We start from the raw sequence: 24,917 nt of genomic DNA on the forward strand, positions 1-24,917 counted from the left end.
GCGGCGAGTGCCCCGCGCCGGTTACTTGTAATCGAGCGTGAAGGTGGCCGTGCCGTCGGCGCGGCCGGGCGTCACGGTGGCGCCGGTCTGGAAGTAGCGCGCCGTGTAGGTCAGCACGTAATCGCCGTTCTTCGACGGCCCCACCAGCGCGTTTTCGCCGAACTTCACAGGCACGGCCTGGTCGTCGACCAACTGGATGCCCACGCCGGTCGCGGTGCTCGGGCCGGCCTGCGTGACCTTCAGTACCCCCTGCTCGTTCGAGGGGTCCGGTGTCGCGTCCATGCGCAGGTAGACGGTGCTCTGCGCGTTCTGCCCGGCCTTGCAATTGAGCTTGATGTTGAACCTGCGGTCGCCCGTGGTTGTGCCTCTGCCCTTGAAGTTTCTCAGCGGCACCTTGCCGAATTCCACCAGGATGTTGCGCGAGCCGAGGTCCACCGAGCATGAGGGCGTGATGATGGTGATGCCTTCGCCCAGCAGGTAGGTGGTGAGCACCGACTTGTTGTCCGCCACGCTGTAGTACCGGGTGTAGGTGCCCCGTGCGAGCGGACCGCTGCCCGTGATGGTCCCGATCTTGAACAGCTCGACCTGGAAGCGCGACGCCGGGTCGAAGTTGCCGAAGTCGTTGGGGGTCGAAAGGTCGTGCGGGTAATAGGTGACCGCGGTGTCGCTGAAGTAGCGCGACAGACGGATGCCTATGCCGGGCACCGCGGTGGTGAACACATGGTCGTAGCCCGGCACCTCGGCGCCCTGCAGCATCACGCCCTTCACGAGACCTCCGCCCACGCAGGTCCAGGGCTTGTTGATGGCAGCCGAGGGCAGCGGGAAAAGCTGCGACTTGAACATCGTGCCGATCGCCGCATCGTTGGGAATGATGATGCGGCCCATCGTCATGTTGACTGTCTTTTCAACGTAGCCCGGTGTGACGAAGCACTCCGCCCACGCGCCCTGTACGCCGAGCATCAACGCAAAGGCCGGCACGGCGAAGCGCATGGAACTGCGCACGGCCTTCATTGCGCGCATTGGTTGGCTGCGGCTCATTCCGCTCCCTTCGGTTGTGCTGTGACCGGTGCGGCTGCGGCGGCGCATTGGCCGTTGAGCTCGCGGATCGGCGGCGGGTTCTTTTCGTCGGGCAGGCTGTAGGGCACCACGCACTGGTCGGCCTTGTCCAAACCCCATCGCACGGTCAGCTGTCCGCTGTTGCCCGCGCCGGTCACGAAGGCCTGCCCATCGGGGCCGACGATGCCGACCTCCTGGCCGGCCTCGTTCTCGATCTTGGAACCCAGCGGCAGCGGGCGGCCCTTTGCGTCGCTCAGCACCATCAGCAGGCGGAAGCCCACCGAGGTCTCGAACTTCGCGGCCACCACGGCGCCGCGCGTGGGCACCACCTCGGTGGCGGCGTTCTTCACTTCCACCGTGTCGCCCAGGTCGGCGGTGCGGATGGCCAGGCGGTTCAGGCGGTAGGGCGTGAGGTTGGGGATGACCGCGTTGCCGGCCCAGTCGGTCGCCACGCCGGGCTGCGATTCAAAGCCCACGCCGCCCGCCTTGGGCGCCTGCACCAGCCCGATGGTCTCGCCGAGCGGCTGCGACAGCGTGACACCGCCGCCGTGGACCAGCACGCCGCCCGACACGCCGAAGGTGCTCTGGCCATAGCCGCGGCCCTGCGAGTGGCCGGCATCGAAGCGGCCCACGGGCGACAGGTAGCTCGCGCTCGCACTGCCGCTGCTGCCGCCGCCTTGGTTGGCGCCGCCGGCCGTCAGGTTGTAGCTGAGGCGGCTGTCGTCGAAGGCCGAGCCGTAGACGCTGGCCTGCTGGTTGACGCGGCCGGTGCTGTCGCGGGTGAGGGCGTACTGCGCGCTGGCGCGGGTGTCGCCGAGCGGAATGCTCAGTGTGAACATCACCTGGCGCACCGGCGCGCGGTTCAGGCTGGTGGTGTGGTTGTAGAAGGCGCTGTAGCCGAACTGCTTGTAGTTGCCCGAGTAGCCCACCTGCACCAGCCGGTCCTTCGCGCTGGTGCCCCAGTAGCTCTGCTGGCGTGCGGACGCGAACACGCTGCCCCAGTCGCCGATCTGCTGCGAAAGCTCGAAGCGCACTTCGTTGCGGCGGCTGTGGAACGACTCGAAAGACCGCAGGTCCTGCATCTGCACCGCCTCCTGGAAGGTGCGGTAGCCGCTGGTCGAGTAGCGGTAGCCGGCCACGCGGAAATTGGTGCCCGAGGCGAGGAACGACTTCGAATAGAGGAAGCGCACCGACTGGCCGTCGTAGGTCTCCTGGCCGTGGCCCGGCGAGCGGCCGGTGGTGCGCGCGCTCGACAGGTCGACCGACACGGCGCCGAAGTCGCGCAGGTTCTTGCCCACGCCTGCGAGCAGCGACTGGTACATGTTTGCCATCAGCAGGCCGCCGTAGAGCGAGAACTCGTTGCCCAGCCCGCGCGCCAGCGTGGTCTGCATGAAGACCGGCTGCGAGAGCGAAGACCGCGCGCCGAGCACGCTGCCGTTGCCGTTGCCATAGCCGTTGCGGTACCTGCCGACGGTGGCCGAATAGCGCCAGGTGCCTTCGCGCAGCAGCGTAGGCACGGCCGAGAAGGCCTGCGTGTATCGGGTCTGGCGGCCGTCGGCCTCGGCAATGGTCACTTCGAGGTCACCGCTCGAAGCAGTGGGGTACAGGTCGTCGATGACGAACGGGCCCGGCGCCACGAAGGTGCTGTAGACCACATAGCCGTTCTGGCGCACCGTCACGCGCGCATTGGTCTGCGCCACGCCGCGGATGGTGGGCGCGTAGCCCTGCTGGCTGTCGGGCAGCATCGCGTCGTCGGACGACAGCTGCACGCCGCGGAATGGCAGGCTGTCGAAGAAGTTGCCCGGCGTGTTGCCGTCGCCGATCAGTAGCCGCCCGTTGATCGAGGCCAGGTCGCGCTGCGCATAGGTGTTGATGCCCTGCCAGCGGCTCTGGCCGTCGATGCCGCGGTTGTAGGTCGAGAAGTGGCGAAAGCGCCAGTCGCCATGGTTGAAGCCGGCGCGCAGGCCCGCGAACAGGGTGTTGCGCTGCAGGGCCTTGTTGCGGTCGACGAAGGGGTTGCCGTCGAACACGTTCTGCGGCAAGGCGAAGGGACTCGCGTCGTTGCGGTAGTTGTTGCCGCTGTAGCGCGCGAAGTTGAGCTGGTAGTCGAGCATGCCGGCGGTGATGCCCCGGTCCCATTTCTCGGGGCCGACCGCGCCGCGCGCCGATCGCTTGAGCGCCGCCTGCGGAATGCTGACGAACAGGCGCTGCTTGCCCGCGTCGTAGCTCACGGCCGCATCGGGAATGACCTTGAGCAGGTCGATGCAGGCCTCGTCCGCGGCGCCCGCGAGTTCGGGAAACACCGCCACGTTGACGCCCCATGCATCGAGCATGCCGCGCGTGAGGCAAGGCTCGGCGTCATGCTTGCCGTCTTTCGCGGCGAAGCGGATTTCGGTCTGCCCCGCGCCGCGCTCGTTGAGCGACACGTCAACCATGTACTTGCCTGCGAGCACGCGGTTGCCGAAGGAGAAGAGCGAGAGGTCGGCATGCGGCTGGTCGCCGCCGATGCCGAGGAATTCCTCATTGAAGCTGGAGCCGGCCAACTGCTGCTGCGCATGGCCGGGGATGCCGAACGCGCCCAGCAGGGCTGCGCACAGAGTCAGCCGGAACGGCGCACGAAGCGCAGGTGGCGAATGACGCATGGTGATACGGTCCTTGCGTCTCAGCGCTTGGCGCCGTCGGCGGCGGGCGCAGAAGGCGCAGGCGGAGGCACCAGTTCGGCCTTCACGGCCACCGGCTCTGCACCCGCCGGTACTTGCACCCGCTCTTCGGGCGTCTCGCCGCCATAGTCGTTGAGCGTGGTGAAGTCGACCTGGATCGCCTGCGGCGCCTTGACCGCGCTCAGCGGATACGCCATCTCGCCGAAGGGCGGCACCATGTCGGCATTGATCAGTTGCTGGCCGCTGTTGATGTTCAACGCGGTGAAGGTCACGTTATAGGCCGTGGGGTTGCCGACCTTGAGCACGGCGCCCTGGCCTTGCGCGCCGGCGCTGACGGCCCACTTGAGCTGCGCGCGCGATTCCTCGGGCTTGCCGGCGAGCTTCGCGGGGCGGTAGAACAGCTTGATGCGGCTGCGCACCGCGATCTGCAGCACGTTCTCTTCCTTCGACTTCTCGGGAATTTCCTTGACGTTGAGCCAGAACACCGACTCGCGGTCGGCCGGCAGCTCGCCACCTACGCGCATGATGCGCAGGATGTTTTCCATGCCGGGGTCGAGCCGCGACAGCGGCGGCGTGACGATCAGCGGCGTCTTGTTCCTGCCTTCGCCGGCATCGATCCAGGCCTGGACCACGTAGGGCGAGGTGCCGGTGTTCTTCACCGGGATGGAGGCTTCGCGGTCCTTCTCGCCGAGGATCACGCGCGTGCCGCCGAGCATCACGCCCGCTGCGGCGGGCCACTGGAAGCCCAGCATCAGCAGGATGGCGAAAGCCCACCGAAGGCGATTGTTGCTGCACATAGGAAGAGAAATCCTTGGCGGGCGGACGCATGGCGCGCGCAGCCCGGCACCGCGGCGCATCGAGGCGCCGAGGAAAAAAGAAAAAGGGGATCTGGCTGCGCCGGCCGGACCTTGGGGTTCCGGCGCGGCGCGGGCAAGGGCGGCCGTGGCCGCCGGCGGCTTACTTGTAGGCCACCGTGAACTGCGCGACCGCGTTGGCCGGGCCGACCGTCACGGCCGTCTTGGTCGCCACATAGGCTGCCTGGAACTTCAGCGAGTTGTCGCCCAGGCCCAGGATGTAGTCGGCCGACGGCGAACCCAGGGCGATCTTGGTGCCGGCGGAATCGCCGAGTTCGATGGCCACGCCCGAGGCGGAGCCCACGCCCACTTGGCCGGCATTGGCCAAGCGCAGGTTGGTGGCGTCATCGAGGTCGGCGGTGCCCGAGAAGGTCACGGTGGCGCCCTTGGCGGTCGCGCCGCAGCCGAGCAGGTCGATGGTGAACCTGGCGGGCGTGGCCTTCGTGCCAATGACCGCGGTGCCAGCGGTGCCACCGAACGCGTTGCGCGTCACCTTGCCGAGCGGCACGGTCAGGTTCTGGCTGTTGGGCGAGATCGAGCAAGGCGTATCGACGATTTCACCGGTGAAATTGATGGTGCCATCGGCGGCGAAGGCGGCTTGCGACAACACGCCGGCGACGGCCAGCGCTGCGAACTTGACGAATACGGTCTTTTGCATTTTTGCGTTCCCTGGATTGATGTGAATGCGCTTGCTTGTGCAAGGCAGTGCGCAGCTTATTCACACAAAGATGCAAAAGAACACCGTCTATCGGCAATTGACGATAGTTGACACTCCCTACCCCAACATCCGAGACTTACATCACGAACCGGGCAGGGCTAAGCCTCCGCCACCTGCAGCACCAGCTTGCCGAAGTTCTTGCCGCTGAACAGCCGGTTCAGCGCCTCGGGGAAGGTGTCGAGCCCCACGACCACGTCTTCCTTGCTCTTCATGCGGCCGTCCCTGAGGTAGCCGGCCAGCTCGGCCACGGCAATGGGGAAGCGGTCCGCGTAGTCGAACACCACGATGCCTTCCATCCGCGCGCGGTTCACCAGCAGGCTCAGGTAGTTGCGGGGGCCGGCCGCGGGCATGCTGTTGGCGTTGTTGTACTGGCTGATGGCACCGCAGATGATCACGCGGGCCTTGCGCGCGAGCCGCGCGAGCACCGCGTCGAGGATCTCGCCGCCGACGTTGTCGAAGTAGATGTCCACGCCCTTGGGGCAATGCGCCTTGAGGCCGTCGCGCACGGCACCCGCGCCGGCCTTGTAGTCGATGCAGGCGTCGAAGCCCAGCTCCTTCACCACCCAGTCGCACTTGGCCTGGCCGCCGGCGATGCCGACCACGCGGCAGCCCTTGATCTTGGCGAGCTGCCCGACGGTCTGTCCCACGGCGCCCGCGGCACCGGAGATGACCACCGTTTCGCCCGCCTTGGGCTGGCCCACGTCCATCAGCCCGAAGTAGCCGGTCATGCCCGGCATGCCGAGCACGTTGAGCCACTGGTGGATGGTGCCGGCGCGCAGGTCGATCTTGGCGAGCCCGTTGCGCTTGATCTCTTCCCGGGGCACGAGCATGTATTCCTGCACGCCCAGCGTGCCGTAGACCGTGTCGCCGACCGCGAAGTCCGGATTCTTCGACGCGATGACGCGGCCGATGCCGCCGGCGCGCATCACGGCGCCGATTTCCACCGGCGCGATGTAGCTCTTGGCGTCGTTGAGCCAGCCGCGCATGGCGGGGTCGAGCGAGAGCGAAAGGGTCTTGACCAGCACACCGCCCTCGGCGGGCTCGCCGACCGGTTCGGTGGTGAACTGCCAGTGTTCGCGCGTTGCCGCGCCCTCGGGCCGCTTGGCGAGCCTGACCTGGTGATTGACGGGCGTTTCGGCCATGGGAGGTCTCCTTGGAAAGGTCGTTGTTGCGGCGCCATGCTAGCGGCGCGCGGCGCCGTTGGCCGTAGCGCAGGCGACAGCACCGCGCCCTGCCGCCAGCCGCTCAGGCCAGGCGAACCACGATCCGCAGGCCCGGATTCGCGTTGTGCACCGCGAGGCTGCCGCCGTGGGCCTCGGCGATCAGCCGGCAAAGGTACATGCCCAGCCCGACGCCGCCGGTGGCGCGCGCGCGCGCACTGTCGGTGCGATAGAAGGCCTCGGTCAGGCGTTCGAGCTGGGCCTCGTCGACGCCGGGGCCGTGGTCGCGGACCTCGATCTCCACGCCCTGCGCCGGCCCGTCGACCACGGCGCGCAGCGACACGCAGGGCGGGCGGGGCGCATCGGTGCTGTAGCGCAAGGCGTTGTCCAGCAGGTTGCGCACCAGCAGGCGGATGCGCATGCGGTCGACGGCGTGCGGCGGCAGTCCCTCGGCCAGGTCCAGGTGCACCTGCGGGGCGCCCGGCATCTCGGCCGCCACCTCGCGCACCAGCGCCGCCAGGTCGACCGGCTCGCGCTGCAGCGCCACGTGCGGGCTTGCGAGCCGCTCGCTCTCGAGCAGGTCGCTGATCAGGTCGCGCATCTCGTTCAAGTCGCGCAGCAGCGCCTCGCGCTCGGCCTGGCTTTCGGGCGTGGCCGGCAGCAGCTCGGCATTGAGCCGGGCGCGCGTGAGCGGTGAGCGCAGTTCGTGGCTCAACGCCAGCAGCAGCCCGCGCTTGGCATCGAGCATGGCCTGGATGTCGTCGGCCATGGTGTTGATGTGCTCGGCAAGGTCGCCCAGGTCGTCGTTGCGGCGGATCGGGATCGGCTGCGTGAACTCGCCGCGGCCGAAGCGCTGCGCGCCTTCGCGGATGTCGATCAGCGGCCGCAGCAGCCGGCTGACATAGGCATAGCCCAGCACCACGAGCAGCAGCAGCGCGCAGAGCGTGGCCCAGCCGACGATGCGCGGCGCGAGCTGCCAGAGCCTGGGCGACCAGCCGAAGATGACGCGGTGGCCATCCGCGGTCGGGCGGACGAACCACTTGTCGTTCCAGGGTTCTTCGTCGCGGTCGTGCATCCAGCCGCCGCGGCCATTGCTGCCGCCGGGGTTGGAGTCCCAGTTGACCTTGGGGCCGGTGATGCGGATCGTGATCGGCAGCCGGGCGACCAGCGCCTCCGCGCGCGCCACGTCGGGCGGCGTGCCGATCTCGGCGACGAGCCGGTCGGCATAGTCGACCAGCATCGGCTTGGCGGCCTCGGCCCAGCCGGTGGAAAAGGACTTCTTCATGCCGCCCATGAACACCGCCGCCATCACCAGCGCCAGCATCACGAACATCATGACCAGCCGTATGCGCAGCGAGCGGCGCCAGCGGCGCTTGCCCTGCACCTTCTCGTGCCACTGCGCATGCCATTGCCTGTGCAGCTCCGCGCGGCGCGATGCGATCCCGTGCAGCGCCTCGCGCAAACTCCGCCGCCTGCGCCTCATGCAGGCTCGCTGCGCGCGACGGCCAGCGCATAGCCGGCATTGCGCAGCGTCTTGATGCAGTCCAGCGGCTCGAGCTTCTTGCGCAGGCGGCTCACCACGATGTCGACGGCCCGGGTGTAGAGCTCGGCCTCGTGGCCGCGCAGGCGGTTCAGGATGTCGTCGCGGCTGAACACCTTGCCGGGCTCGGCCGCCAGCAGCGCGAGCAGTTCGAACTCGGTGCCGGTGAGCTCCACGCGCTCGCCATGGCGCAGCACCTGACGCCGGTCGAGGTCGATCGACAGCCCGTCGAACACGCGGTGCTGGGTGCCGTTGCCGTTGGCCGCCGCCGGCGTGCTGCGCTGGCGGCGCAGGATGGTCTGCACGCGCGCCACCAGCTCGCGCGGCTCGAAGGGCTTGGGCACGTAGTCGTCGGCGCCCAGCTCGAGGCCGACCACGCGGTCCATCACCTCGCCGCGCGCGGTGAGCATCACGATGGGAATGTCGCTCTCCTTGCGGATCTCGCGGCACAGCGCAAAGCCGTCCATCTCGGGCAGCATCACGTCGAGGATCGCCGCGTCGAACGGGCCCGCGCGCAATTTGGCGAGCCCTTCGCTCGGGCGCACCGCGCTCTCCAGCGTGTAGCCGAAGCGGGCGAAGTAGGTGGTCAGCGGCGCGGCGAGATGTTCGTCGTCGTCGATCAGCAGGATGCGCGGCATGGCGGGATTGTGCCTCCTGACAAGAAGGTGGCGAATGACCTCGCCGACCATCAGGCCCGCCGGCATCGCACCGCCCAGGCCAGGCCCGCCACGAGAACGCAGAGCAGCAGCGCGTGGTAGACCACGTCGGGCACCGTGCGCGGACCGATGCCCGCGATGATGGTGCCGAGCCCGACCAGCGTGCCCAGCAGCGCGAAGCCCTGGCCGATGATGGCGGCGCGGCGCGCATGATGGGGACGCAGCCAGGTCGCGGCCGAGGCCAGCACCAGCACGGTGGCTATCACCGCCTCGGCATTGCGGGCCGCGGCATGCGCGTAGCCGGACACCAGCAACCCCGCGTGCACCGTCGACGCGAGGCCGAGCATGGACGCCTCCGCCAGCATCCATGCGCGCGCGGCCGGCGCGTGCACGGCGGGGGAAGCGCTGCGGCCGCTGCGCATGGACGCGTCGCTCACCATGGATCGGCCCTGCCGATGCGGCCCAGGTGGGTGGCAGCGAAGCCCGCCGCGTACTTGAGCCCGTAGCCCAGCGCACGGTCGACGCCGATGTGGGCCAGCCAGATCAGGCTGCCGGCCACCGCCCAGGGCATGGCCGCGAGTACGCCGAGCGCCAGCAGCAGCACCGGGCCGACGTACGAGTGCGCGGCGTTGTAGAGCGCCGCGCCCGTGCGCGGGCCCGCGAGGTAGCCCAGCAGCGACAGATCGGGCACGAGCAGCCAGAGCGCGAACACGCCCCAACCCGCGCCGAACTGCGCGTAGGCGGCGAGCGCCGCGCCCAGCACCACGGCGCCTTCGAGCCGCAGCAGCGCGCGCACGCCGCCCGCCGCGGCCACGGCCTGCTCGGGGGATGCCGCGGAACCGGCTTCGGCGGGCCGAAGGTATCGCCCCCTGGCAGGGAGGTGGCGAAGCGACACGAAGTGCGCGAAGCCCGGGGGCGAGCCAAGCCTAGCCATGATGGCGCCAGCGGCGTCCGCCGCGATCCATGAAGTCACGCACCTTCTGCTGCTGCGCGGCGTTCAGGCTGTCGAAGAAATCGGCGGCGGCGGCGATGATTTCCGGGCTGCCGTTGCGCACGGCCGAGGTCTTCTCGTCGACGAGCCGCGTGGCGGCCGCCTGGTCGAGCTTGTTGCCCGCGAACAGCGCCTTGAACTGCGAACGCGGATCGCCCGCCCCGCCCGCGCCGCGCATGGCTTCGCGCTGCGCCTGCAGCTTCTCGGCCAGCACCGTGAGCTTCTGCTTCTGCGAGGCGTCGAGCTCCAGCTTGCTGCCGACGCGTTCGACCATCCTGGTGCGGAACTCGGCGGAATCGCCGCTGCCCCAGCCGTGCCGATGGCCGGCGCAGCCGGCAATGCTGCCCGCCACCACCGCAAGGCCGGCGAAACCGAAGAGAGTGCGTTTGATCCAGTGTTTCATGATGTTCCTTGCGGCCCGCGGAGTGCCCTGCGGGCGTGGGTCTTAGAGCCTGTTGCTGTTGCCGGCGGCTGCGGCACGTGCATCGACGGGGTTCTGCAGGGTCGAGACGACCTTGCTGTTCACGCGCGAACCCGAGGTCACGTTCTGGTCGGGTGCGGCGGCGGTGCGCATGGCTTCGAAGACGACGCCTGCGCGGTCTCTGGAAACGGCCATGGTCTCGGCGCCGCGCGAGCCGCGCACGACGTTCTGGTCCGGTGCGGAAGCCGTGCGAGCGGCTTCGGCGTTGACTTCGGCGCGGCTCTTGGCCGAGGCGAGCGGCTGGACGCCTTCGTAGGATTCGGCCTTGGCACCGGCTGCAGCGAGCAGCGCGAAGGAGCCGATGGCAACGACTTGGGTCAGGGAGAGGGATTTCATGGTCAGGCCTTTCTGTAGTGGAAGAGGAGACCTGATGGTGCTTGCGACGCGTCTGCAAGTCCTTTCGCCGCAGTTTCGGCGTGTTTCGTTTTATTTCGACTCCGCCCTGCCTCTGAGCGGATTGAAATAGTAAGAACTAATTTCCGGCCAGCACCGACGCCGGATCGTCCGACTCGAGCACGCCCTTGGCCCATTCCTCGAGCTTGCCGGTGTCCGCGCGCAGCACCTCCTGCTTGACGGCGAGGATGCGCGACGGATGCATCGAGAAGCTGCGCAGTCCGAGGCCGAGCAAGAGGCGCGTGAAGGCCACGTCGCCCGCCATCTCGCCGCACACGGCCACGCTCTTGCCCTGGCGGCGGCATTCGGCAATGGTGTCGGCCACCAGCCGGAGCACTGCGGGATGGGCCGGGTCGTAGAGGTGGGCCACGGCCTCGTCGGCGCGGTCGATGGCCAGCGTGTACTGGATCAGGTCGTTGGTGCCGATCGACAGGAAGTCGAAGTACTTCAGGAAGGTCTTGAGCGTGAGCGCGGCGGCGGGAATCTCGATCATCGCGCCGAGCTTCACCTTGCCGTACACGGCGCCGCGGCTGTCGAGCTCCGAGCGCGCGAAGTCGATCAGCGACAGCGTCTGGCGGATCTCGCTGACGTGCGCGAGCATGGGAATCAGCAGGTGGATCTCGCCGTGCGCCGCCGCGCGCAGGATCGCGCGCAGCTGCGTGAGGAACATCGCCGGGTCGGCCAGGCTCCAGCGGATGGCGCGCAGGCCGAGCGCGGGATTCAGGTGCTCCTGCTTGCTGACGGCCTTGCCGTCGAGCGGCTTGTCGGCGCCCACGTCGATGGTGCGGATGGTGACCGGCATGCCCTGCATGCCTTCGACCGCGCGCTTGTAGGCCTGGTATTGCTCTTCCTCGTCGGGCAGGCGGGTCTGGTGCTGCGACTCGCGGCCCATGAAGAGGAACTCGCTGCGGAACAGCCCGACGCCCACTGCGCCGGCCTTGACGGCACCCACGGTGTCCTCGGGCATCTCGATGTTGGCGAGCAACTCGACGCGCTGGCCGTCGAGCGTCACCGCGGGCTTGTGGCGCAGGCGTGCGAGCCGGCCGCGCTCCAGGTCGCCCTGGCGCTGCTTGAAGCCGTACTCGGCCAGGATGATCGGCGAGGGATCGACGATCACCACGCCGGCATCGCCGTCGATGATCACCCAGTCGTCCTGGCGCACCAGCTGGCTCGCGGTGCGCGCGCCCACCACGGCCGGAATGTCCATGCTGCGCGCGACGATCGCGGTGTGCGAGGTGCGCCCGCCCACGTCGGTCACGAAGCCGGCGAACACGCTCTTCTTGAACTGGAGCATGTCGGCCGGCGACAGGTCATGCGCGATCAGCACCAGCGGCGCGTCGATGCCGTCGCCGGCGGTGGGGTCGTCGTCTTCCTCGGCCGCGGGGCGCTTGCGGCGCGGCGGGCTCGGCGCCAGCACCGCGGCCGTGCCCTTCATGCGGTGCAGCAGCCGCTCGACCACCTGCTCGAGGTCGGCCTTGCGCTCGCGCAGGTACTCGTCCTCCATCTCGTCGAACTGGCGCGCGATGATTTCGAGCTGCGTGGTCAGCGCCCACTCGGCGTTGTAGAGCCGGTCGGTGATCCAGTGCTTGACGCCGCCGGTGAGCGCCTCGTCCTGCAGCAGCATCTGGTGCACCTCGAGCAGCGCGGCGAGCTCGTGCGGCGCATCGTTGGGGCCCATCAGCGCGACGCTGGCCTGCAGCTTGGCAAGCTCGTCGGCCACCGCATTGCGGGCCATGCGCACCCGGTCGATCTCGGTCTCCACTTCCTCGGGCTTGATGAAGTAGTGGGCCACGTCGATGCGGCTGGACACCACCAGCACCGCGCGGCCAATGGCAATGCCACGGGCGACGGGGAGGCCGTGGACTGCGAAGGTCATGGGGGCTCCCTTACTCGCCTTCGCCGAACTTGTCGTTCATCAGCTGGACGAGGGCATCCATCGCCTCTTCTTCCTGCGGGCCGTTGGTCTCGAGTTCGACGGTCGAGCCGAGCCCGGCGGCCAGCATCATGACGCCCATGATGCTCTTGGCATTGATGCGGCGGTCGCCGCGCGAGAGCCACACCTCGCAGGGAAAGCTGCCTGCGATCTTGGTGAGCTTGGCCGATGCGCGCGCATGGAGGCCCAGCTTATTGCTGATGGTCACGGATTTCTTGATCACTGTGCTTTCTCTTCGCCTGGTTCTGGGGTGCCGCCACCGCCACCTGCATGACGCCCGCGGTGCCGCCCGCGATGGCGCGCTGCACCAGCGTCTCGAGCGGCTCGTGGCGGTAGGTCACCGCGCGCAGCAGCATCGGCAGGTTGACGCCCGCCACCAGCCGCGAGCGGACGCCGTCCACCAGCTTCTGCGCCACGTTGCAGGGCGTCGCGCCGAACACGTCGGCCAGCACCAGCACCTGCGAGCGCGGTGCATTGAGCTGCTGCTCGAGCGTGATGCGGGCTGCCGCCAGCGTTTCTTCGGGCGACACGTTGGGCAGCACGTCGAGTGCGACGATGGCCTGTTCGCAATCGGGGAACACATGCAGCGCGCACCGCCGCAGCGCCTGCGCGAACGGTGAGTGGGCGATGATGAGGATGCTGTTCATGCGGGTCGGGGGACTACGCACCGATTATGCGGGGGCGCCCAAAGGAAGTAGACATACGACATAACGCAGCAGGCGAGTAAAACGGACAGCGCCGCACGGAATGACGCCGCCTGGTCGAGCCCGGCGCTGGCGAACAGGTCGATCAGCAGGCCGATGCCCCACTGCACGACAAATACGCCTGCAAAGACCACCAGGTTGTAGGCCGACAGCGCGCGACCCGCGAGCGCAGTCGGCAAGGCCAGGGCGACGGCGGGCTGGGCCAGCGTGACAACGGTGGAAACGCACAGGAAGACCACCCAGGCCATCGTCCCCGCCGCCGGGCCAGCTATCAAAACCAGAGCAAGCACGAGCATCCCGAGCGGCATGCCCCAGGCCAGCAGCCGGGCGGCGGGAATGCCGCGGTGCGCGAGCCGCGGATTGACCATGCCCCAGAGCCCATAGGTGGCGAGCAGCGCGATGCTGATCCAGAACAGCGCGCCGGCGGCCTCCTGGGGCGTGTAGCCCGCCACGCGCGTGAGCCATGGCACGACCCAGAGCGTCTGCATCGCGACGAAGCCGCCGTAGTTGAAGAAGCCGATCGGCGCGAGCTTGCGGAAGAAGGGATCGCGCCACACGGCCGCATAGCTGCCTCCGCCCTGGTTCTTTTCCCGGGTGGCGGCGCCGTCATGCCATGCCGGCGCGGCCCATGCGATCAGCACCATCGACACGAGCGCGCCCGCCGCCAGCAGCCAGAACAGCGGCCGCCAGCCGAGGTAGGGCATGAGCCACTGCACCGGCAAGGTCGCGCCGACCAGGCCGAAGGAGCCCACCATCAGCATCCACGAATTGCTGCGCAGCTGCATGGGCGGCGTCAGCCAGCGCCGGTAGCCGGTGAGCGGCGCCATCAGGCAGGCGCTCACGCCGACGCCGGTGAGCACGCGCGCCGCCAGCAGCAGCCAGAAATGCGTGGCCACCGAAAACAAAAGGCAGCCGGCCACCGCGGCAGACAGGAAGCAGACGATCACGCGCTTGGGCCCATGGCGGTCGAGCCAGGTGCCCATGGGCAGCTGCGTGAACGCGAAACCCAGGAAATAGCCGCCCGCGAGCAATCCAAGGTCGCGCGACTCGAGTCCGAACTCGGCGGTGAGCGCGGGCGACAGCGTGGCCGTGATGGCGCGCACCAGCGTCGAAAGGAAATAGGCGAAGGCAAAGGCCAGGAAGACGGTGGCGATGCGCCGCCGTCCGGCAAGCAGGCCGCCGCTCATGGGAGACGCAGGCCCTCGAAGAAGGTGGTCGCCGCCTCGGGCGCGGAGGGGCGGCCGAGCACGGTGGCCTGGTAGAGCGCGACACCGCCGTTCTTCTTCGACTGGGCGAACCAGAGCACCTGGACCGGCGCGGCGCCCTTTTGCGGCGGCTGGGCATCGAGCCGCACCGGCGCGGGCGCCGCGATCGCGCGTTTCAGTACGGCAGGGGCTTCGGTCATCTGCGCCTCGCCCAACTGGCTGCGGGTGGCAGCGCGCCACGCCCGGAGCCAGGCCTCGGCCTGCGCCGGGCTCTCGGCCGAGGCATGGGCCACCGCGAAGGTCGCACCGCCGGTCTCGCAGCCCGCCATGTCGACCTGCACCGACTCGGCGCCGAGCGGCAAGGCGCGGTCGGCGCGGTCCGCCTTGCAGGGCAGGAGGACGACCAGGCCGTCGTCGGCAATCGGCACCTCGCGCCAGTTGAAGGTGGGGCTGCAGGCGGCAAGCGCGAGCGTGGCGGCTGCGGCCAGCGCGGGCCGGAAACGGGAGTCGGACGATGGCATCGGAAAGCCATTATCGAGCCGCCCGCACGCCCGCCGGCACGATCCGGCCGGCGGAACTAAAATCGGCCGGCCCCTCTCCATCCGCTGCCATGAAAAAATACATCGCCGTCGCCGCAGTCGCCCTTGCATTGGCCGCAGGCGTGGGGGTGTACCTGGGTTCCGGCACCACCGAGGCACCGGCCTCGACCTTCGTGCTGCTCGACGGCAGCAAGAAAAGCACCAACGACCTGAAGGGCAAGGTCACCCTGGTGAACTTCTGGGCCACCAGCTGCGTGACCTGCGTGGCGGAAATGCCCAAGGTCATTGCCACCTACGACAAGTACAAGTCCAAGGGCTACGACACGCTGGCCGTGGCCATGAGCTACGACCCGCCAAGCTACGTCGTCAACTTTGCCGAGACCCGCAAGCTGCCGTTCAAGGTGGCGATCGACAACACCGGCAGCGTGGCCCAGGCCTGGGGCGACGTGAAGCTCACGCCCACCACCTACCTGGTCAACAAGAAGGGCGAGATCGTGAAGCGCTATGTGGGCGAACCCGATTTCGCCGAGCTCCACAAGCTGATTGAGAAACTGCTCGCCGAGGCTTGATCCGCACGAGGTGCAGGGGCGAACGCATAGCAACAACCCGAAGCATGCTTCGGCCCGGACTTTGCTAATCTGCGCCTTCCGCAGTTCTTGCGCACCCCGCCCCTTCGATGACCGACTCTCCCGTGGCCGCCTCGCGTGAGCCCGCACCGATCCTGTTCGCCGCATGCGCAGGCATGGCCTACTGGATCTCATCGCTGCGCGTATGAGCTTTTCGGTTTCACGCCCGCTGCCGCTGGCCGACACGCCAGCCGTCGTGCTCCTGACGCCGGAGGAACCCGCCGAACTCGATGCGGCGCGCGCGATCTTCCGCGACTACGCCGCCTCGCTGGACATCGACCTGTGCTTCCAGAATTTCGAGGAAGAGGTCGCCACGCTGCCAGGCGACTACGCCGAGCCGCGCGGCGCCCTGCTGCTCGCGCTGGTCGATGCCGCCCACATCAAGGAGGAAGCCGGGCAACGCGCACCGACCCTCATGCGCGCCAACGGCACGCTGGCGCACGTGGCCGGCTGCTGCGCGCTGCGCCCGCTCGACAACACCGACTACGCCAATGCCGCAGAGATGAAGCGGCTGTTCGTGCGGCCCGGCTTTCGGGGGCTGGGCGTCGGGCGGCAGCTCGCCGAAGCCATCCTCGACGCCGCGCGCGGCGCAGGCTATGCCTGCGTGCTGCTCGACACGCTGGACGACATGGAATCGGCCCGCGCGCTCTACGAAGACCTGGGTTTCGAGGAAGTGCCGCCCTACTATCACAACCCGATCGCGGGCGCGCACTACCTCAAGGTGGACCTTTAGGCAGCTCAGCCGTCAGCCGCGGGCCTGGGCCAGCAGCGTCTCGGCATTGCTGACCTCGAACTTGCCCGGTGCCTCGACGTTCAGCGTGGCCACCTTGCCGTCCTTCACGAGCATCGAATAGCGGTTGCTGCGCAGGCCCATGCCGCGGCCGGTCAGGTCGAGCGTGAGGCCGGTGGCCTTGGCGAAATCGGCGCTGCCGTCGGCCAGCATGCGCACCTTGGCGCCGGTCTTCTGGTCGCGCGCCCAGGCGCCCATCACGAAGGCGTCGTTCACGCTCACGCACCAGATCTCGTCAACGCCGGCGGCCTTGAAGTCGTCGTAGTGCTGCACATAGCCGGGCACGTGCTTGGCCGAGCAGGTGGGCGTGAAGGCGCCCGGCAGCGCGAACAGCGCAATGGTCTTGCCGGCCGTGGCCTTGCTCACGTCCACCGGGTTCGGGCCGATGCTGCAGCCTTCGCCTTCGACCTCGGAATATTCCTGCAGGGTTGCCGAAGGAAGGGTGTCGCCGACTTTGATCATCTGAGTGCTCCTGAAAAAGAAAAACGGCCCACATTGTGGGCCGTTTCCGGATGGGTTGCCTTCAAGAGGCTTCCCGAGGTCGATCAGCCGGTGATCAGACCAGCACGGCCTTCTCGACCAGGCGGGTCACGACCCAGTTCTTGGTCTTGGAGATCGGACGGCTTTCCGTGATCTCGATGGTGTCGCCCAGCTTGTACTCGCCCTTTTCGTCGTGGGCGTGGTACTTGCTCGTCTTGGCCACGATCTTGCCGTAGAGCTCGTGCTTCACACGGCGCTCGACCAGCACGGTCACGGTCTTGGCACGCTTGTCGCTGACCACCTTGCCGATCAAGGTGCGCTTGAGGGATTTTTTAGCTTCCGTCATGTTCACTCCTTACTTGGCGGCTTGGGTTTCTTGCTGCTTCTGAGCAAGAATGGTCTTGGCGCGCGCGATGTCGCGGCGCGTCACGCGCAGCGTCGAGGTGTTCGACAGCTGTTGCGTGGCTTTCTGCATGCGCAGGCCGAAATGGGCCTTCTGCAGGTCCTTGATTTCGGCTTGCAGGCCTGCGACGTCCTTCGTGCGCAGGGTTGCAGCCTTGGTCACCTTGGCCGGAGCCGCGGTTTCTTTTTTCTTACGTGTTGCCATGGATGTTCTCCTCTCAGGCGCCGAGCTGGCGAGCGACGAAGGTCGTACGCAGCGGAAGCTTGGCGGCGGCCAGGCGGAACGCTTCGCGGGCGAGTTCTTCGGGCACGCCGACGATCTCGAACACGATCTTGCCAGGCTGGATTTCAGCGACGTAGTACTCGGGGTTGCCCTTACCGTTACCCATCCGCACTTCGGCGGGCTTGGTAGAGATCGGCTTGTCCGGGAACACGCGGATCCAGATACGGCCACCGCGCTTCACGTGACGCGAAATCGCGCGGCGAGCGGCTTCGATCTGGCGCGCCGTGAGGCGGCCGCGGTCGGTGCATTTGAGACCGAAGTCACCGAAGGCAACCGAGTTGCCCCGGGTTGCGACGCCGGTGTTGCGGCCCTTTTGTTCCTTGCGGAACTTTCTGCGTGCAGGTTGCAGCATTTTTAATACTCCGTAGTTCTAAGACCGATCACTCGGTCTTGGCACCGTCAGCTGCTGCAGCTGGCGCGGCTTTGCGGACGCGCTTAACGGCGGGTTTCGAGTCTGCACCCGGAGCAGCGGGAGCTGCGCCAGTGGCTTCTGCGGGCTTGTCGCTGCCGTCGGCCGGGGCGGTGTTGCCACCGATCGGGCCACGGGCACCGGCGCGCGGGCCGGGACCACGACGGTCCGAACCCGGACGGTCGCCACCCGGGCGGCCATCGCGGCGCGGACCACGCGGACGACGCTCGTCGTCCGGACGCGGCGTTTCGACGGCCGGCAGGTCGTTGCGGCCCAGCGTGTCGCCCTTGTAGACCCAGACCTTGACGCCGATGACGCCGTAGGTGGTCTTGGCTTCCGAGGTGCCGTAGTCGATGTCGGCGCGCAGCGTGTGGAGGGGCACGCGGCCTTCGCGGTACCACTCGGTACGGGCAATTTCGATGCCGTTCAGGCGGCCAGCCGACATGATCTTGATGCCCTGGGCACCCAGACGCATGGCGTTCTGCATGGCGCGCTTCATGGCGCGGCGGAACATGATCCGCTTTTCGAGCTGCTGCGTGATGCTGTCGGCGATCAGCTGGGCATCGATTTCGGGCTTGCGCACTTCTTCGATGTTCACTGCCACCGGCACGCCGAGCTGCTTGCCCAGTTCGCGCTTGAGGTTCTCGATGTCTTCGCCCTTCTTGCCGATCACGACGCCCGGACGAGCCGAGTAGATCGTGATGCGTGCGTTCTTGGCGGGACGCTCGATCATGACGCGCGACACCGAAGCGTTCTTCAGCTTCTTCTTGAGGTATTCGCGGACCTTGATGTCTTCGGCCAGCATGCCCGCGAAATCGCGGTCGCTTGCGTACCAGCGGCTGGACCAGTTACGGGTAACCGCAAGGCGGAAGCCGGTCGGATGGATTTTCTGTCCCATATTTCTTCCAGGCGTTCTTAGTTGCCAACCGTCACGTACACATGGCACGTGGGCTTGCTGATGCGGTTACCGCGACCCTTGGCTCGCGCCGTGAAGCGCTTGAGCGTTGCGCCCTGTTCGACGTAGATGGTCTTGACCTTCAGTTCGTCGATATCGGCGCCATCGTTGTGCTCGGCGTTGGCAATTGCCGACTCGAGCACCTTCTTGATGATCACAGCGGCCTTCTTCTGCGTGAATTGCAGGACGTTGAGCGCTTGATCAACCTTCTTGCCGCGGATCAGGTCAGCGACCAGACGGCCCTTGTCGACCGAGAGGCGGACACCGCGGAGGACTGCACGTGTTTCAGACATGGTCGTTCCTTACTTCTTCTGGACTTTCTTGTCCGCGGGGTGCCCCTTGAACGTGCGCGTGAGCGCAAATTCGCCGAGCTTGTGGCCGACCATCTGGTCGGTGATGTAGACAGGCACGTGCTGCTTGCCGTTGTGCACGGCAATGGTCAGGCCGATGAACTCGGGCAGGACCATCGAGCGGCGCGACCAGGTCTTGATCGGCTTCTTGTCCTTCGTCGTCACGGCCTTGTCGGCCTTGGCCACGAGGTGATGGTCAACAAACGGACCCTTTTTGAGAGAGCGAGTCATTTGCTATCCCTTACTTCTTGCGGCGCGACACGATGAAGACCTGCGTGCGCTTGTTGTTACGGGTACGGTAGCCCTTGGTCAGGTTGCCCCATGGGTCGACAGGATGGCGGCCTTCGCCGGTCTTGCCTTCGCCACCACCGTGCGGGTGGTCGACAGGATTCATCACCACGCCGCGAACGGTCGGGCGAATACCCATGTGACGCTTCACACCGGCCTTGCCGAGCTGGCGCAGGCTGTGCTCTTCGTTCGCGACTTCACCGATGGTGGCGCGGCATTCGATGTGGATGCGGCGCACCTCACCCGAACGCATGCGGACCTGGGCGTAGACGCCTTCGCGAGCCAGCAGCGTGGCCGACGTGCCGGCCGAACGCGCGATCTGCGCGCCCTTGCCGGGTTGCAGTTCGATGCAGTGGATCGTCGAGCCGACCGGAATGTTGCGGATCGGCAGCGTGTTGCCGGCGCGGATCGGGGCTTCCGAACCGCTCAGCAGCGTTGCACCAGCCTCAAGACCGCGCGGGGCGATGATGTAGCGGCGCTCGCCGTCGGCGTAGCAGACCAGGGCAATGTGGGCGGTGCGGTTCGGGTCGTATTCGATGCGTTCGACCTTGGCCGGGATGCCGTCCTTGTTGCGCACGAAGTCGACAACGCGGTAGTGGTGCTTGGCACCGCCGCCACGATGACGGATCGTGATGTGGCCGTTGTTGTTGCGGCCGGCCTTCTGGAACTGGGGTTCCAGCAGAGGCGCGTGAGGAGCACCCTTGAACAGGTGGTCCCGCGAGATCTTCACCGCGCCGCGTTGGCCCGGCGAAGTGGGTTTCATCTTGATGACGGCCATGATTAAGCGCCTTCCCCGACGAGGTTGAGCTCTTGACCGGGCTTCAGGGTCACATAGGCCTTGCGAACGTTGTCGCGGCGGCCGATGGACTTGCCAAAGCGCTTGGTCTTGCCCTTGGTGTTGAGCACCGACACGCCCTGGACTTCGACCTTGAACATCAGTTCGACAGCGGCCTTGATCTCGGGCTTGGTGGCGTCTTGCAGCACCTTGAAAGTGACAGCGTTCGACTTCTCGCCGACCATCGTGGCCTTTTCGGACACGATCGGGGCGACCAGCACCGCCATCAGGCGGCCTTCTTCGAACGTACGTTCAGCGGCGGTAGGGTTCACGCGGCTCATGCGAACATCTCCTTGAGCTTGTCGACGGCACCCTTGGTGACCAGCACCTTCTTGTAGTGGACCAGCGACACCGGATCGGCGTAGCGGGGTTCGACCACGAGAATGTTCACCAGATTGCGCGAGGCAAGGTACAGGTTTTCGTCGACTTCTTCGGCGATCACGAGCACGGACTCGAGATTCATCGCCTTGAAACGGGCTGCCAGCGGCTTCGTCTTGGGCGAATCCACGGTCAGCGAATCCACCACGGCCAGACGGCCTTCGCGAGCGAGCTGCGAGAAGATGGCGGCCATGCCGGCGCGGTACATCTTCTTGTTGATCTTCTGCGAGAAGTTTTCGTCAGGCATGTTCGGGAAGATCCGGCCACCCCCGCGCCACAGCGGCGAGGACGTCATACCGGCACGGGCGCGGCCCGTTCCCTTTTGCTTGAAAGGCTTCTTGGTCGAGTGCTTGACCTGCTCGCGGTCCTTCTGGGCGCGCGTGCCTTGGCGGGCGTTGGCCTGGAATGCAACGACGATCTGGTGGACCAGGTCTTCGTTGTAGTCACGGCCGAACACGGTCTCGGGGGCATCGTATTTCGACGCGGCCTGGCCTTGTTCGTTCAGGAGTTCGAGTTGCATTACTTCGCTCCTTCAGCCGCTTGCGGCTTGGCCTTGATGGCGGGACGCACGGTGACGAAGCCACCCTTCGAACCCGGGATCGCGCCCTTGATGAGCAACAGTTGACGCGCTTCGTCGATGCGGAAGACATCGAGGTTCTGCGTGGTCTTGGTGACGTCGCCGAGGTGGCCCGTCATGCGCTTGCCGGGGAACACGCGACCGGGGTCTTGTGCCATGCCGATCGAGCCGGGAACGTTGTGCGAACGGCTGTTGCCGTGCGACGCGCGCTGCGAGCTCATGTTGTGGCGCTTGATGGTGCCGGCGTAGCCCTTGCCGATCGAGGTGCCTTGCACGTCGACCTTCTGGCCCACCGAGAACACGCTGCTCGCGGCGATCACGGCGCCAGCCTTGTGCTGGCCTGCGGTATCGGCGGTCACGCGGAATTCGCGGATGATTTCACCAGCTTCGACACCCGCCTTGGCGAGGTGGCCGGCTTGGGGCTTGGTCACGCGCGATGCCTTGCGCGAACCGAACGTCACTTGCAGTGCGACGTAGCCGTCGGTCTCTTGCGACTTGATCTGGGTCACACGGTTGTTGGACACATCCACCACCGTGACAGGAACTGCGTCCCCGTCATCGGTGAAGAGACGCATCATCCCCACCTTGCGGCCCAGCAACCCGAGGGAGTTGCTCAGACTCATTTGTTTTCTCCAAAAATGGAAACTCCCCTCGCCGCTGCCACTTCAATTGGCGACAGCGTTTGGCAGATTCCCCTGGGGGTACCCGGCCTGCGAAGGAAGGTTGATAAATCTCCGCTCTCAAGGCGCCCGAATGGACGCACGAAGGGCAGAGCCAGCGATTATAGCCCGCGATGCGGGCGCAGTGCAAGCTGCATTGCGAGGCGGCCCGGAGGGCGCCTGCCCCCTGTCTTGGGCCGCTTTTTTACTGCTTCCGGCCTATTTGACGGGCATCGTGATGATGCTGTCGCCACCCGGCGTGGACTTCATTTCGCCGCTGGATTTCAAGGTCGGCGCGGCCGTGCCGGTCTGGATGGGGACCGAAACCGCGCTCGAGGCGCCGCCGTGCCTGATGAACACGTTGAGGTAGGCCAGCCCCTCGGCCTCGCTCACCACGACGACGGTGGCCGTGGTCCGCTTGCCGGCCGGCAGCGCGAGGGTGCTGCTTCCCTGGAGGGCCAGCCCCTTGTCGGCGCTCAGGCGGACCGTGGCACCCTCGGCGTCGGTCACGCCGTCGAATTGCAGCACGACAGGCGTGGCCTGGCCCACTCGCGGCGTGGCGTCGAGCCGGTATTCGAGCTTGACGCCGGCGCCGCCGGGCTTTTGCGGCGCCGTGGTCATGGGGGCGGCCTGGCGCTGCTGCTGCGACGCTGCATGCCTGGCGCTGCGCGACCCGGGGTCGCCGTCTGCCGCGGCCGGTACCGACAGCATTGCCAGTGCGGGGCACACGAGGCACGCGAGGGCCATCATCGAATTCGATCGGATGTTCATGGCGGCCTTTCTTGCTACTACTGAATGGAGACGTTGAAGCATGCGTCGAGACTGCTGCGGTCCGTCACTGCCAGAACGTACTCGCCAGCCGACAGGCTGACCGTATTGCCGGTTCGGGCAACCAGGCCGCCCCTGAAGATGTCGAAATCGGGGTTGGATCCCGCCGGACCGCCATTCACGACAATCTGGTAGCTGCGGTTGGCAGGCGCGGTGAAGCGGACATAGGAGAAGTTGCCGAGCTTGTTGCCCGTGCCGGCGTCGTTGGAGACGCAGGCCTGGGTCACGGCGCCGCCCACGGTCGCCACCCTGTACATCGGGATCGCAACCGGAATTGCGCCGTCGTTGGTTTCGGCGCCGCCGAACGGATCGTTGTCCGTCGCGTTGATGCCCTGCCCGCCCAGCAGGGTGGCCAGGGCCGAAGCGCTGCCCGGCGCGGTCGCGTTGAAGGCCGCCGAGAAAGGATGGATCGAGGTGACGGCCGCGCCGCTCCTGAACTGGAAGCCGGTCAGCGTGTCGTGGATCGGCTTGAAGCCCACCTGCTGGTTGAGATTCCAGAAGATCGACTGGATCGAGGTCTCGCGGTACCAGCCCGGCTGGGTTGCCGCACCGGCGGAAAGGTCGATGTTGATGCTCTCCCGGACGGACGCCTGTTGCGCCCCGCCCGAATCGACATAGTTCCGGCGCCCGAGCGCAATGCCCGACCAGGCATTGCCCCAGCCTTCCGAGAACGCGAGCCGGCGATCGGTACGCTGGCTCTGGCTGTGGTCCCCGCCCATCGAGTCGTCGCGGCTGAAGGAGGACTGGTAGTAGTGCCCCCACTCGTGGGCAATCACCGAGGTGTCGTATTCATCGGTATCGACGTCTTCCTTGCCCAGCACATAGATTTCGCGGCCGTTGCTGCCCCTGTCGACGAAGAAGGTGGTGCCGATCTGCCCCGCCGCGACGCTGCCGGGGGACGGCGCATTGTTGATGCTCCAGAACACGCGCAAGGCCGGAAATGCCGTTGCAGGCGCCGCCGAGACCACCTTCTGCATGGCGGTGTAGACCGTATCGAGGATGGCAAAGGGCGCCGCCACCCGGTCCCCCGTGTAGCTCGAACCACCCCAGCCCGAAGGTGCATGGAGGTCGCGCACCGAGGCGGCCACGCCCGACGAGAAGGCGGGGCTCTGCATGGTGTAGAGGCCACTGGAGCGCGTGTTGTCGCGCACCGTCACATCCCAGCTTGCGCCCGGGCCGCTTCGGACCAGCTGCGCCTTGACCCGCACCGCGATCGCCGTGTTCGCGGGCACGGACACCGCATAGGCGCCGTTGTCGTCGGTGGTGGCCGTGGCCAGTGGCGCGGACGTTGCCGCATTGAGCACTTCCACACTGGCCCCTCGCACGGGCCTGGGCGCCGAGCTGGCATAGACGAGGGTGCCGTTCGGATTCGGCACGGATTCATAGGTGGCCGTGCCGCTCAGGGTGACCGGACCCGCCACCGGCAGCGGGAAGCCGGCGAAGCCGCCGCCACCACCTCCCCCGCCTCCGCCACCGCAGCCGGCCAGCAGCGCCACGGCAACACATGCCACGATCCATGCAGAAGAGTTCTTGTAGCTCATAGCTTGTACTGCCCTCGTTTCAGCCCCGGCCCCGCTGGCCCCGAAGAACACCGGTGCGCGAGGATGCCACAGTTGGAAGACAAATGAAAAAGCCCGCTTGCATTTCTGCAAGCGGGCTTCTCAGGAAACGCAGCGCGAGGCTGGTTTACTGCAGCTTGATCTCGACATCCACGCCGGCCGGCAGGTCGAGCTTCATCAGCGCGTCCACGGTCTTGTCGGTCGGGTCGACGATGTCCATCAGGCGCTGGTGCGTGCGGATCTCGAGCTGGTCGCGCGAAGTCTTGTTGACGTGCGGCGAACGCAGGATGTCGAAACGCTTCATGCGGGTCGGCAGGGGCACGGGGCCCTTGACGATCGCGCCGGTGCGCTTGGCGGTATCAACGATTTCGGCTGCCGACTGGTCGATCAGCTTGTAGTCGAACGCCTTCAGGCGGATGCGGATTTTTTGCTTGGTAGCCATGGTGATTCCTTTGCGTGCGGCTTAGATGTCGAGGATCTTTGCCACGACGCCCGAACCCACGGTGCGGCCGCCTTCGCGGATGGCGAAGCGCAGGCCTTCTTCCATCGCGATCGGGTTGATCAGCTTCACGGTGATGCTGACGTTGTCGCCAGGCATGACCATTTCC

At 67.0% G+C, this 24,917-nt stretch carries 33 protein-coding genes; 2 read left to right on the plus strand and 31 right to left on the minus strand.

The features are described from left to right. Positions 1-21 precede the first annotated feature (21 nt). The 16 genes from AC1DSC_RS27380 to AC1DSC_RS27455 all read right to left on the minus strand — a co-directional run bounded on the left by AC1DSC_RS27380 (position 22) and on the right by AC1DSC_RS27455 (position 14,872). Positions 22-1,038 (minus strand): fimbrial protein, encoded by a 1,017-nt coding sequence (locus tag AC1DSC_RS27380; RefSeq protein ID WP_436300946.1) that lies wholly within the window; start codon positions 1,036-1,038, stop codon positions 22-24. Continuing rightward, on the minus strand, positions 1,035-3,698 hold the full coding sequence (locus tag AC1DSC_RS27385) for a fimbria/pilus outer membrane usher protein (protein WP_436288169.1): 2,664 nt from the start codon (positions 3,696-3,698) through the stop codon (positions 1,035-1,037). Before AC1DSC_RS27385 ends, AC1DSC_RS27380 begins: the two co-directional genes overlap by 4 nt. A 20-nt stretch (positions 3,699-3,718) precedes the next feature. Then, a complete protein-coding gene (locus tag AC1DSC_RS27390; protein ID WP_436288170.1) occupies positions 3,719-4,513 on the minus strand; it encodes a fimbrial biogenesis chaperone in 795 nt (264 codons plus the stop codon). 160 nt (positions 4,514-4,673) lie between these two features. Next, positions 4,674-5,228, minus strand: coding sequence for a fimbrial protein (locus AC1DSC_RS27395; protein ID WP_436288171.1), 555 nt, complete (start codon positions 5,226-5,228; stop codon positions 4,674-4,676). A 158-nt stretch (positions 5,229-5,386) separates the two neighbouring features. Beyond that, a complete protein-coding gene (locus tag AC1DSC_RS27400) occupies positions 5,387-6,430 on the minus strand; it encodes an NADP-dependent oxidoreductase (protein ID WP_436288172.1) in 1,044 nt (347 codons plus the stop codon). Positions 6,431-6,533: 103 nt separating this feature from the next. Next, positions 6,534-7,931 (minus strand): HAMP domain-containing sensor histidine kinase, encoded by a 1,398-nt coding sequence (locus AC1DSC_RS27405; protein ID WP_436288173.1) that lies wholly within the window; start codon positions 7,929-7,931, stop codon positions 6,534-6,536. Further along, the gene (locus AC1DSC_RS27410; RefSeq protein WP_026284223.1) at positions 7,928-8,626 is read right to left on the minus strand and encodes a response regulator transcription factor; all 699 of its coding nucleotides are present in this window, start codon (positions 8,624-8,626) and stop codon (positions 7,928-7,930) included. The genes AC1DSC_RS27405 and AC1DSC_RS27410 overlap by 4 nt, the downstream gene beginning before the upstream one ends. A 50-nt stretch (positions 8,627-8,676) precedes the next feature. Next, a complete protein-coding gene (locus AC1DSC_RS27415; RefSeq protein WP_018906539.1) occupies positions 8,677-9,084 on the minus strand; it encodes a hypothetical protein in 408 nt (135 codons plus the stop codon). Then, positions 9,078-9,578 (minus strand): DUF4260 domain-containing protein, encoded by a 501-nt coding sequence (locus AC1DSC_RS27420; RefSeq protein ID WP_015867651.1) that lies wholly within the window; start codon positions 9,576-9,578, stop codon positions 9,078-9,080. The genes AC1DSC_RS27415 and AC1DSC_RS27420 overlap by 7 nt, the downstream gene beginning before the upstream one ends. Continuing rightward, positions 9,571-10,038 carry a Spy/CpxP family protein refolding chaperone gene (locus AC1DSC_RS27425; protein ID WP_015867652.1) on the minus strand — a complete coding sequence of 156 codons (468 nt, stop codon included), beginning with the start codon at positions 10,036-10,038 and terminating at the stop codon, positions 9,571-9,573. The genes AC1DSC_RS27420 and AC1DSC_RS27425 overlap by 8 nt, the downstream gene beginning before the upstream one ends. A 42-nt stretch (positions 10,039-10,080) precedes the next feature. After that, positions 10,081-10,452: a hypothetical protein gene (locus tag AC1DSC_RS27430; RefSeq protein ID WP_015867653.1), complete on the minus strand. Its 372-nt coding sequence runs from the start codon at positions 10,450-10,452 to the stop codon at positions 10,081-10,083. A gap of 136 nt (positions 10,453-10,588) precedes the next feature. Next, positions 10,589-12,385: a phosphoenolpyruvate--protein phosphotransferase gene (gene ptsP, locus AC1DSC_RS27435; RefSeq protein WP_015867654.1), complete on the minus strand. Its 1,797-nt coding sequence runs from the start codon at positions 12,383-12,385 to the stop codon at positions 10,589-10,591. 10 nt (positions 12,386-12,395) lie between these two features. Next, positions 12,396-12,665 (minus strand): HPr family phosphocarrier protein, encoded by a 270-nt coding sequence (locus AC1DSC_RS27440; protein WP_015867655.1) that lies wholly within the window; start codon positions 12,663-12,665, stop codon positions 12,396-12,398. After that, positions 12,634-13,089, minus strand: a complete 456-nt coding sequence (locus AC1DSC_RS27445) for a PTS sugar transporter subunit IIA (RefSeq protein WP_015867656.1) — start codon at positions 13,087-13,089, stop codon at positions 12,634-12,636. Before AC1DSC_RS27445 ends, AC1DSC_RS27440 begins: the two co-directional genes overlap by 32 nt. Further along, positions 13,086-14,333, minus strand: coding sequence for an MFS transporter (locus AC1DSC_RS27450; protein WP_436288174.1), 1,248 nt, complete (start codon positions 14,331-14,333; stop codon positions 13,086-13,088). Before AC1DSC_RS27450 ends, AC1DSC_RS27445 begins: the two co-directional genes overlap by 4 nt. Next, positions 14,330-14,872 (minus strand): hypothetical protein, encoded by a 543-nt coding sequence (locus tag AC1DSC_RS27455; protein WP_015867658.1) that lies wholly within the window; start codon positions 14,870-14,872, stop codon positions 14,330-14,332. Before AC1DSC_RS27455 ends, AC1DSC_RS27450 begins: the two co-directional genes overlap by 4 nt. A gap of 89 nt (positions 14,873-14,961) precedes the next feature. Between AC1DSC_RS27455 and AC1DSC_RS27460 the strand changes: the two genes are divergently transcribed. Together AC1DSC_RS27460 and AC1DSC_RS27465 are read left to right on the plus strand one after the other, a co-directional pair. Further along, the gene (locus AC1DSC_RS27460) at positions 14,962-15,459 is read left to right on the plus strand and encodes a TlpA disulfide reductase family protein (protein WP_018906536.1); all 498 of its coding nucleotides are present in this window, start codon (positions 14,962-14,964) and stop codon (positions 15,457-15,459) included. 202 nt (positions 15,460-15,661) lie between these two features. Further along, positions 15,662-16,249, plus strand: a complete 588-nt coding sequence (locus AC1DSC_RS27465; RefSeq protein ID WP_015867660.1) for a GNAT family N-acetyltransferase — start codon at positions 15,662-15,664, stop codon at positions 16,247-16,249. Positions 16,250-16,261: 12 nt separating this feature from the next. On the opposite strand, the gene AC1DSC_RS27470 is transcribed toward AC1DSC_RS27465, so the two are convergent. The 15 genes from AC1DSC_RS27470 to AC1DSC_RS27540 all read right to left on the minus strand — a co-directional run. After that, positions 16,262-16,768 (minus strand): peroxiredoxin, encoded by a 507-nt coding sequence (locus tag AC1DSC_RS27470; RefSeq protein ID WP_015867661.1) that lies wholly within the window; start codon positions 16,766-16,768, stop codon positions 16,262-16,264. A 94-nt stretch (positions 16,769-16,862) separates the two neighbouring features. Continuing rightward, positions 16,863-17,132 carry a 30S ribosomal protein S17 gene (gene rpsQ / locus AC1DSC_RS27475; RefSeq protein ID WP_015867662.1) on the minus strand — a complete coding sequence of 90 codons (270 nt, stop codon included), beginning with the start codon at positions 17,130-17,132 and terminating at the stop codon, positions 16,863-16,865. A gap of 9 nt (positions 17,133-17,141) precedes the next feature. Beyond that, entirely contained in the window at positions 17,142-17,351 is a 210-nt protein-coding gene (rpmC, locus tag AC1DSC_RS27480; RefSeq protein WP_026284221.1) for a 50S ribosomal protein L29, read from the minus strand. A gap of 55 nt (positions 17,352-17,406) precedes the next feature. After that, positions 17,407-17,823, minus strand: coding sequence for a 50S ribosomal protein L16 (rplP, locus tag AC1DSC_RS27485; protein WP_015867664.1), 417 nt, complete (start codon positions 17,821-17,823; stop codon positions 17,407-17,409). 28 nt (positions 17,824-17,851) lie between these two features. After that, positions 17,852-18,778, minus strand: a complete 927-nt coding sequence (gene rpsC / locus AC1DSC_RS27490) for a 30S ribosomal protein S3 (RefSeq protein ID WP_015867665.1) — start codon at positions 18,776-18,778, stop codon at positions 17,852-17,854. A gap of 17 nt (positions 18,779-18,795) precedes the next feature. Beyond that, positions 18,796-19,128, minus strand: a complete 333-nt coding sequence (gene rplV / locus AC1DSC_RS27495) for a 50S ribosomal protein L22 (RefSeq protein WP_007838134.1) — start codon at positions 19,126-19,128, stop codon at positions 18,796-18,798. Between the two features lie 9 nt (positions 19,129-19,137). Further along, positions 19,138-19,416: a 30S ribosomal protein S19 gene (gene rpsS, locus AC1DSC_RS27500; protein ID WP_007838132.1), complete on the minus strand. Its 279-nt coding sequence runs from the start codon at positions 19,414-19,416 to the stop codon at positions 19,138-19,140. Positions 19,417-19,426: 10 nt separating this feature from the next. Continuing rightward, complete coding sequence (gene rplB / locus AC1DSC_RS27505; protein WP_015867666.1) at positions 19,427-20,251, minus strand: 50S ribosomal protein L2; 825 nt, start codon at positions 20,249-20,251, stop codon at positions 19,427-19,429. Positions 20,252-20,253: 2 nt separating this feature from the next. Further along, positions 20,254-20,589, minus strand: coding sequence for a 50S ribosomal protein L23 (gene rplW, locus AC1DSC_RS27510; RefSeq protein WP_007838129.1), 336 nt, complete (start codon positions 20,587-20,589; stop codon positions 20,254-20,256). After that, positions 20,586-21,206, minus strand: a complete 621-nt coding sequence (rplD, locus tag AC1DSC_RS27515) for a 50S ribosomal protein L4 (protein WP_013543942.1) — start codon at positions 21,204-21,206, stop codon at positions 20,586-20,588. Before rplD ends, rplW begins: the two co-directional genes overlap by 4 nt. Continuing rightward, the gene (gene rplC, locus AC1DSC_RS27520; protein ID WP_015867667.1) at positions 21,206-21,886 is read right to left on the minus strand and encodes a 50S ribosomal protein L3; all 681 of its coding nucleotides are present in this window, start codon (positions 21,884-21,886) and stop codon (positions 21,206-21,208) included. The genes rplD and rplC overlap by 1 nt, the downstream gene beginning before the upstream one ends. 255 nt (positions 21,887-22,141) lie before the next feature. Further along, complete coding sequence (locus AC1DSC_RS27525; RefSeq protein WP_436288175.1) at positions 22,142-22,693, minus strand: hypothetical protein; 552 nt, start codon at positions 22,691-22,693, stop codon at positions 22,142-22,144. Positions 22,694-22,710: 17 nt separating this feature from the next. After that, on the minus strand, positions 22,711-24,291 hold the full coding sequence (locus AC1DSC_RS27530) for a hypothetical protein (protein ID WP_062364244.1): 1,581 nt from the start codon (positions 24,289-24,291) through the stop codon (positions 22,711-22,713). A 145-nt stretch (positions 24,292-24,436) separates the two neighbouring features. Next, positions 24,437-24,751, minus strand: coding sequence for a 30S ribosomal protein S10 (rpsJ, locus tag AC1DSC_RS27535; protein ID WP_007838118.1), 315 nt, complete (start codon positions 24,749-24,751; stop codon positions 24,437-24,439). Positions 24,752-24,772: 21 nt separating this feature from the next. After that, a partial coding sequence (locus AC1DSC_RS27540; RefSeq protein WP_478084152.1) for an EF-Tu C-terminal domain-related protein occupies positions 24,773-24,917 on the minus strand: 145 nt, incomplete at its 5' end.

It is taken from the genome of Variovorax sp. 01N425 (assembly GCF_056399465.1).

Bases quoted from the DNA above. Each gene is read 5' to 3' on its own strand.
- AC1DSC_RS27450 (WP_436288174.1), bottom strand. From the start codon at position 14,333: ATGAGCGGCGGCCTGCTTGCCGGACGGCGGCGCATCGCCACCGTCTTC.
- AC1DSC_RS27465 (WP_015867660.1), top strand. From the start codon at position 15,662: ATGAGCTTTTCGGTTTCACGCCCGCTGCCGCTGGCCGACACGCCAGCC.
- rplC (WP_015867667.1), bottom strand. From the start codon at position 21,886: ATGAGTCTGAGCAACTCCCTCGGGTTGCTGGGCCGCAAGGTGGGGATG.
- rplD (WP_013543942.1), bottom strand. From the start codon at position 21,206: ATGCAACTCGAACTCCTGAACGAACAAGGCCAGGCCGCGTCGAAATAC.
- AC1DSC_RS27530 (WP_062364244.1), bottom strand. From the start codon at position 24,291: ATGAGCTACAAGAACTCTTCTGCATGGATCGTGGCATGTGTTGCCGTG.
- AC1DSC_RS27525 (WP_436288175.1), bottom strand. From the start codon at position 22,693: ATGAACATCCGATCGAATTCGATGATGGCCCTCGCGTGCCTCGTGTGC.
- AC1DSC_RS27380 (WP_436300946.1), bottom strand. From the start codon at position 1,038: ATGAGCCGCAGCCAACCAATGCGCGCAATGAAGGCCGTGCGCAGTTCC.
- AC1DSC_RS27430 (WP_015867653.1), bottom strand. From the start codon at position 10,452: ATGAAATCCCTCTCCCTGACCCAAGTCGTTGCCATCGGCTCCTTCGCG.
- AC1DSC_RS27395 (WP_436288171.1), bottom strand. From the start codon at position 5,228: ATGCAAAAGACCGTATTCGTCAAGTTCGCAGCGCTGGCCGTCGCCGGC.
- AC1DSC_RS27410 (WP_026284223.1), bottom strand. From the start codon at position 8,626: ATGCCGCGCATCCTGCTGATCGACGACGACGAACATCTCGCCGCGCCG.
- AC1DSC_RS27455 (WP_015867658.1), bottom strand. From the start codon at position 14,872: ATGCCATCGTCCGACTCCCGTTTCCGGCCCGCGCTGGCCGCAGCCGCC.
- ptsP (WP_015867654.1), bottom strand. From the start codon at position 12,385: ATGACCTTCGCAGTCCACGGCCTCCCCGTCGCCCGTGGCATTGCCATT.
- rpsQ (WP_015867662.1), bottom strand. From the start codon at position 17,132: ATGACGGAAGCTAAAAAATCCCTCAAGCGCACCTTGATCGGCAAGGTG.
- AC1DSC_RS27420 (WP_015867651.1), bottom strand. From the start codon at position 9,578: ATGGCTAGGCTTGGCTCGCCCCCGGGCTTCGCGCACTTCGTGTCGCTT.
- rpsC (WP_015867665.1), bottom strand. From the start codon at position 18,778: ATGGGACAGAAAATCCATCCGACCGGCTTCCGCCTTGCGGTTACCCGT.
- AC1DSC_RS27405 (WP_436288173.1), bottom strand. From the start codon at position 7,931: ATGAGGCGCAGGCGGCGGAGTTTGCGCGAGGCGCTGCACGGGATCGCA.
- AC1DSC_RS27415 (WP_018906539.1), bottom strand. From the start codon at position 9,084: ATGGTGAGCGACGCGTCCATGCGCAGCGGCCGCAGCGCTTCCCCCGCC.
- AC1DSC_RS27470 (WP_015867661.1), bottom strand. From the start codon at position 16,768: ATGATCAAAGTCGGCGACACCCTTCCTTCGGCAACCCTGCAGGAATAT.
- AC1DSC_RS27400 (WP_436288172.1), bottom strand. From the start codon at position 6,430: ATGGCCGAAACGCCCGTCAATCACCAGGTCAGGCTCGCCAAGCGGCCC.
- rplP (WP_015867664.1), bottom strand. From the start codon at position 17,823: ATGCTGCAACCTGCACGCAGAAAGTTCCGCAAGGAACAAAAGGGCCGC.
- AC1DSC_RS27390 (WP_436288170.1), bottom strand. From the start codon at position 4,513: ATGTGCAGCAACAATCGCCTTCGGTGGGCTTTCGCCATCCTGCTGATG.
- AC1DSC_RS27385 (WP_436288169.1), bottom strand. From the start codon at position 3,698: ATGCGTCATTCGCCACCTGCGCTTCGTGCGCCGTTCCGGCTGACTCTG.
- rpsS (WP_007838132.1), bottom strand. From the start codon at position 19,416: ATGACTCGCTCTCTCAAAAAGGGTCCGTTTGTTGACCATCACCTCGTG.
- AC1DSC_RS27460 (WP_018906536.1), top strand. From the start codon at position 14,962: ATGAAAAAATACATCGCCGTCGCCGCAGTCGCCCTTGCATTGGCCGCA.
- rpsJ (WP_007838118.1), bottom strand. From the start codon at position 24,751: ATGGCTACCAAGCAAAAAATCCGCATCCGCCTGAAGGCGTTCGACTAC.
- AC1DSC_RS27445 (WP_015867656.1), bottom strand. From the start codon at position 13,089: ATGAACAGCATCCTCATCATCGCCCACTCACCGTTCGCGCAGGCGCTG.
- rplW (WP_007838129.1), bottom strand. From the start codon at position 20,589: ATGAGCCGCGTGAACCCTACCGCCGCTGAACGTACGTTCGAAGAAGGC.
- AC1DSC_RS27425 (WP_015867652.1), bottom strand. From the start codon at position 10,038: ATGAAACACTGGATCAAACGCACTCTCTTCGGTTTCGCCGGCCTTGCG.
- rplB (WP_015867666.1), bottom strand. From the start codon at position 20,251: ATGGCCGTCATCAAGATGAAACCCACTTCGCCGGGCCAACGCGGCGCG.
- rplV (WP_007838134.1), bottom strand. From the start codon at position 19,128: ATGTCTGAAACACGTGCAGTCCTCCGCGGTGTCCGCCTCTCGGTCGAC.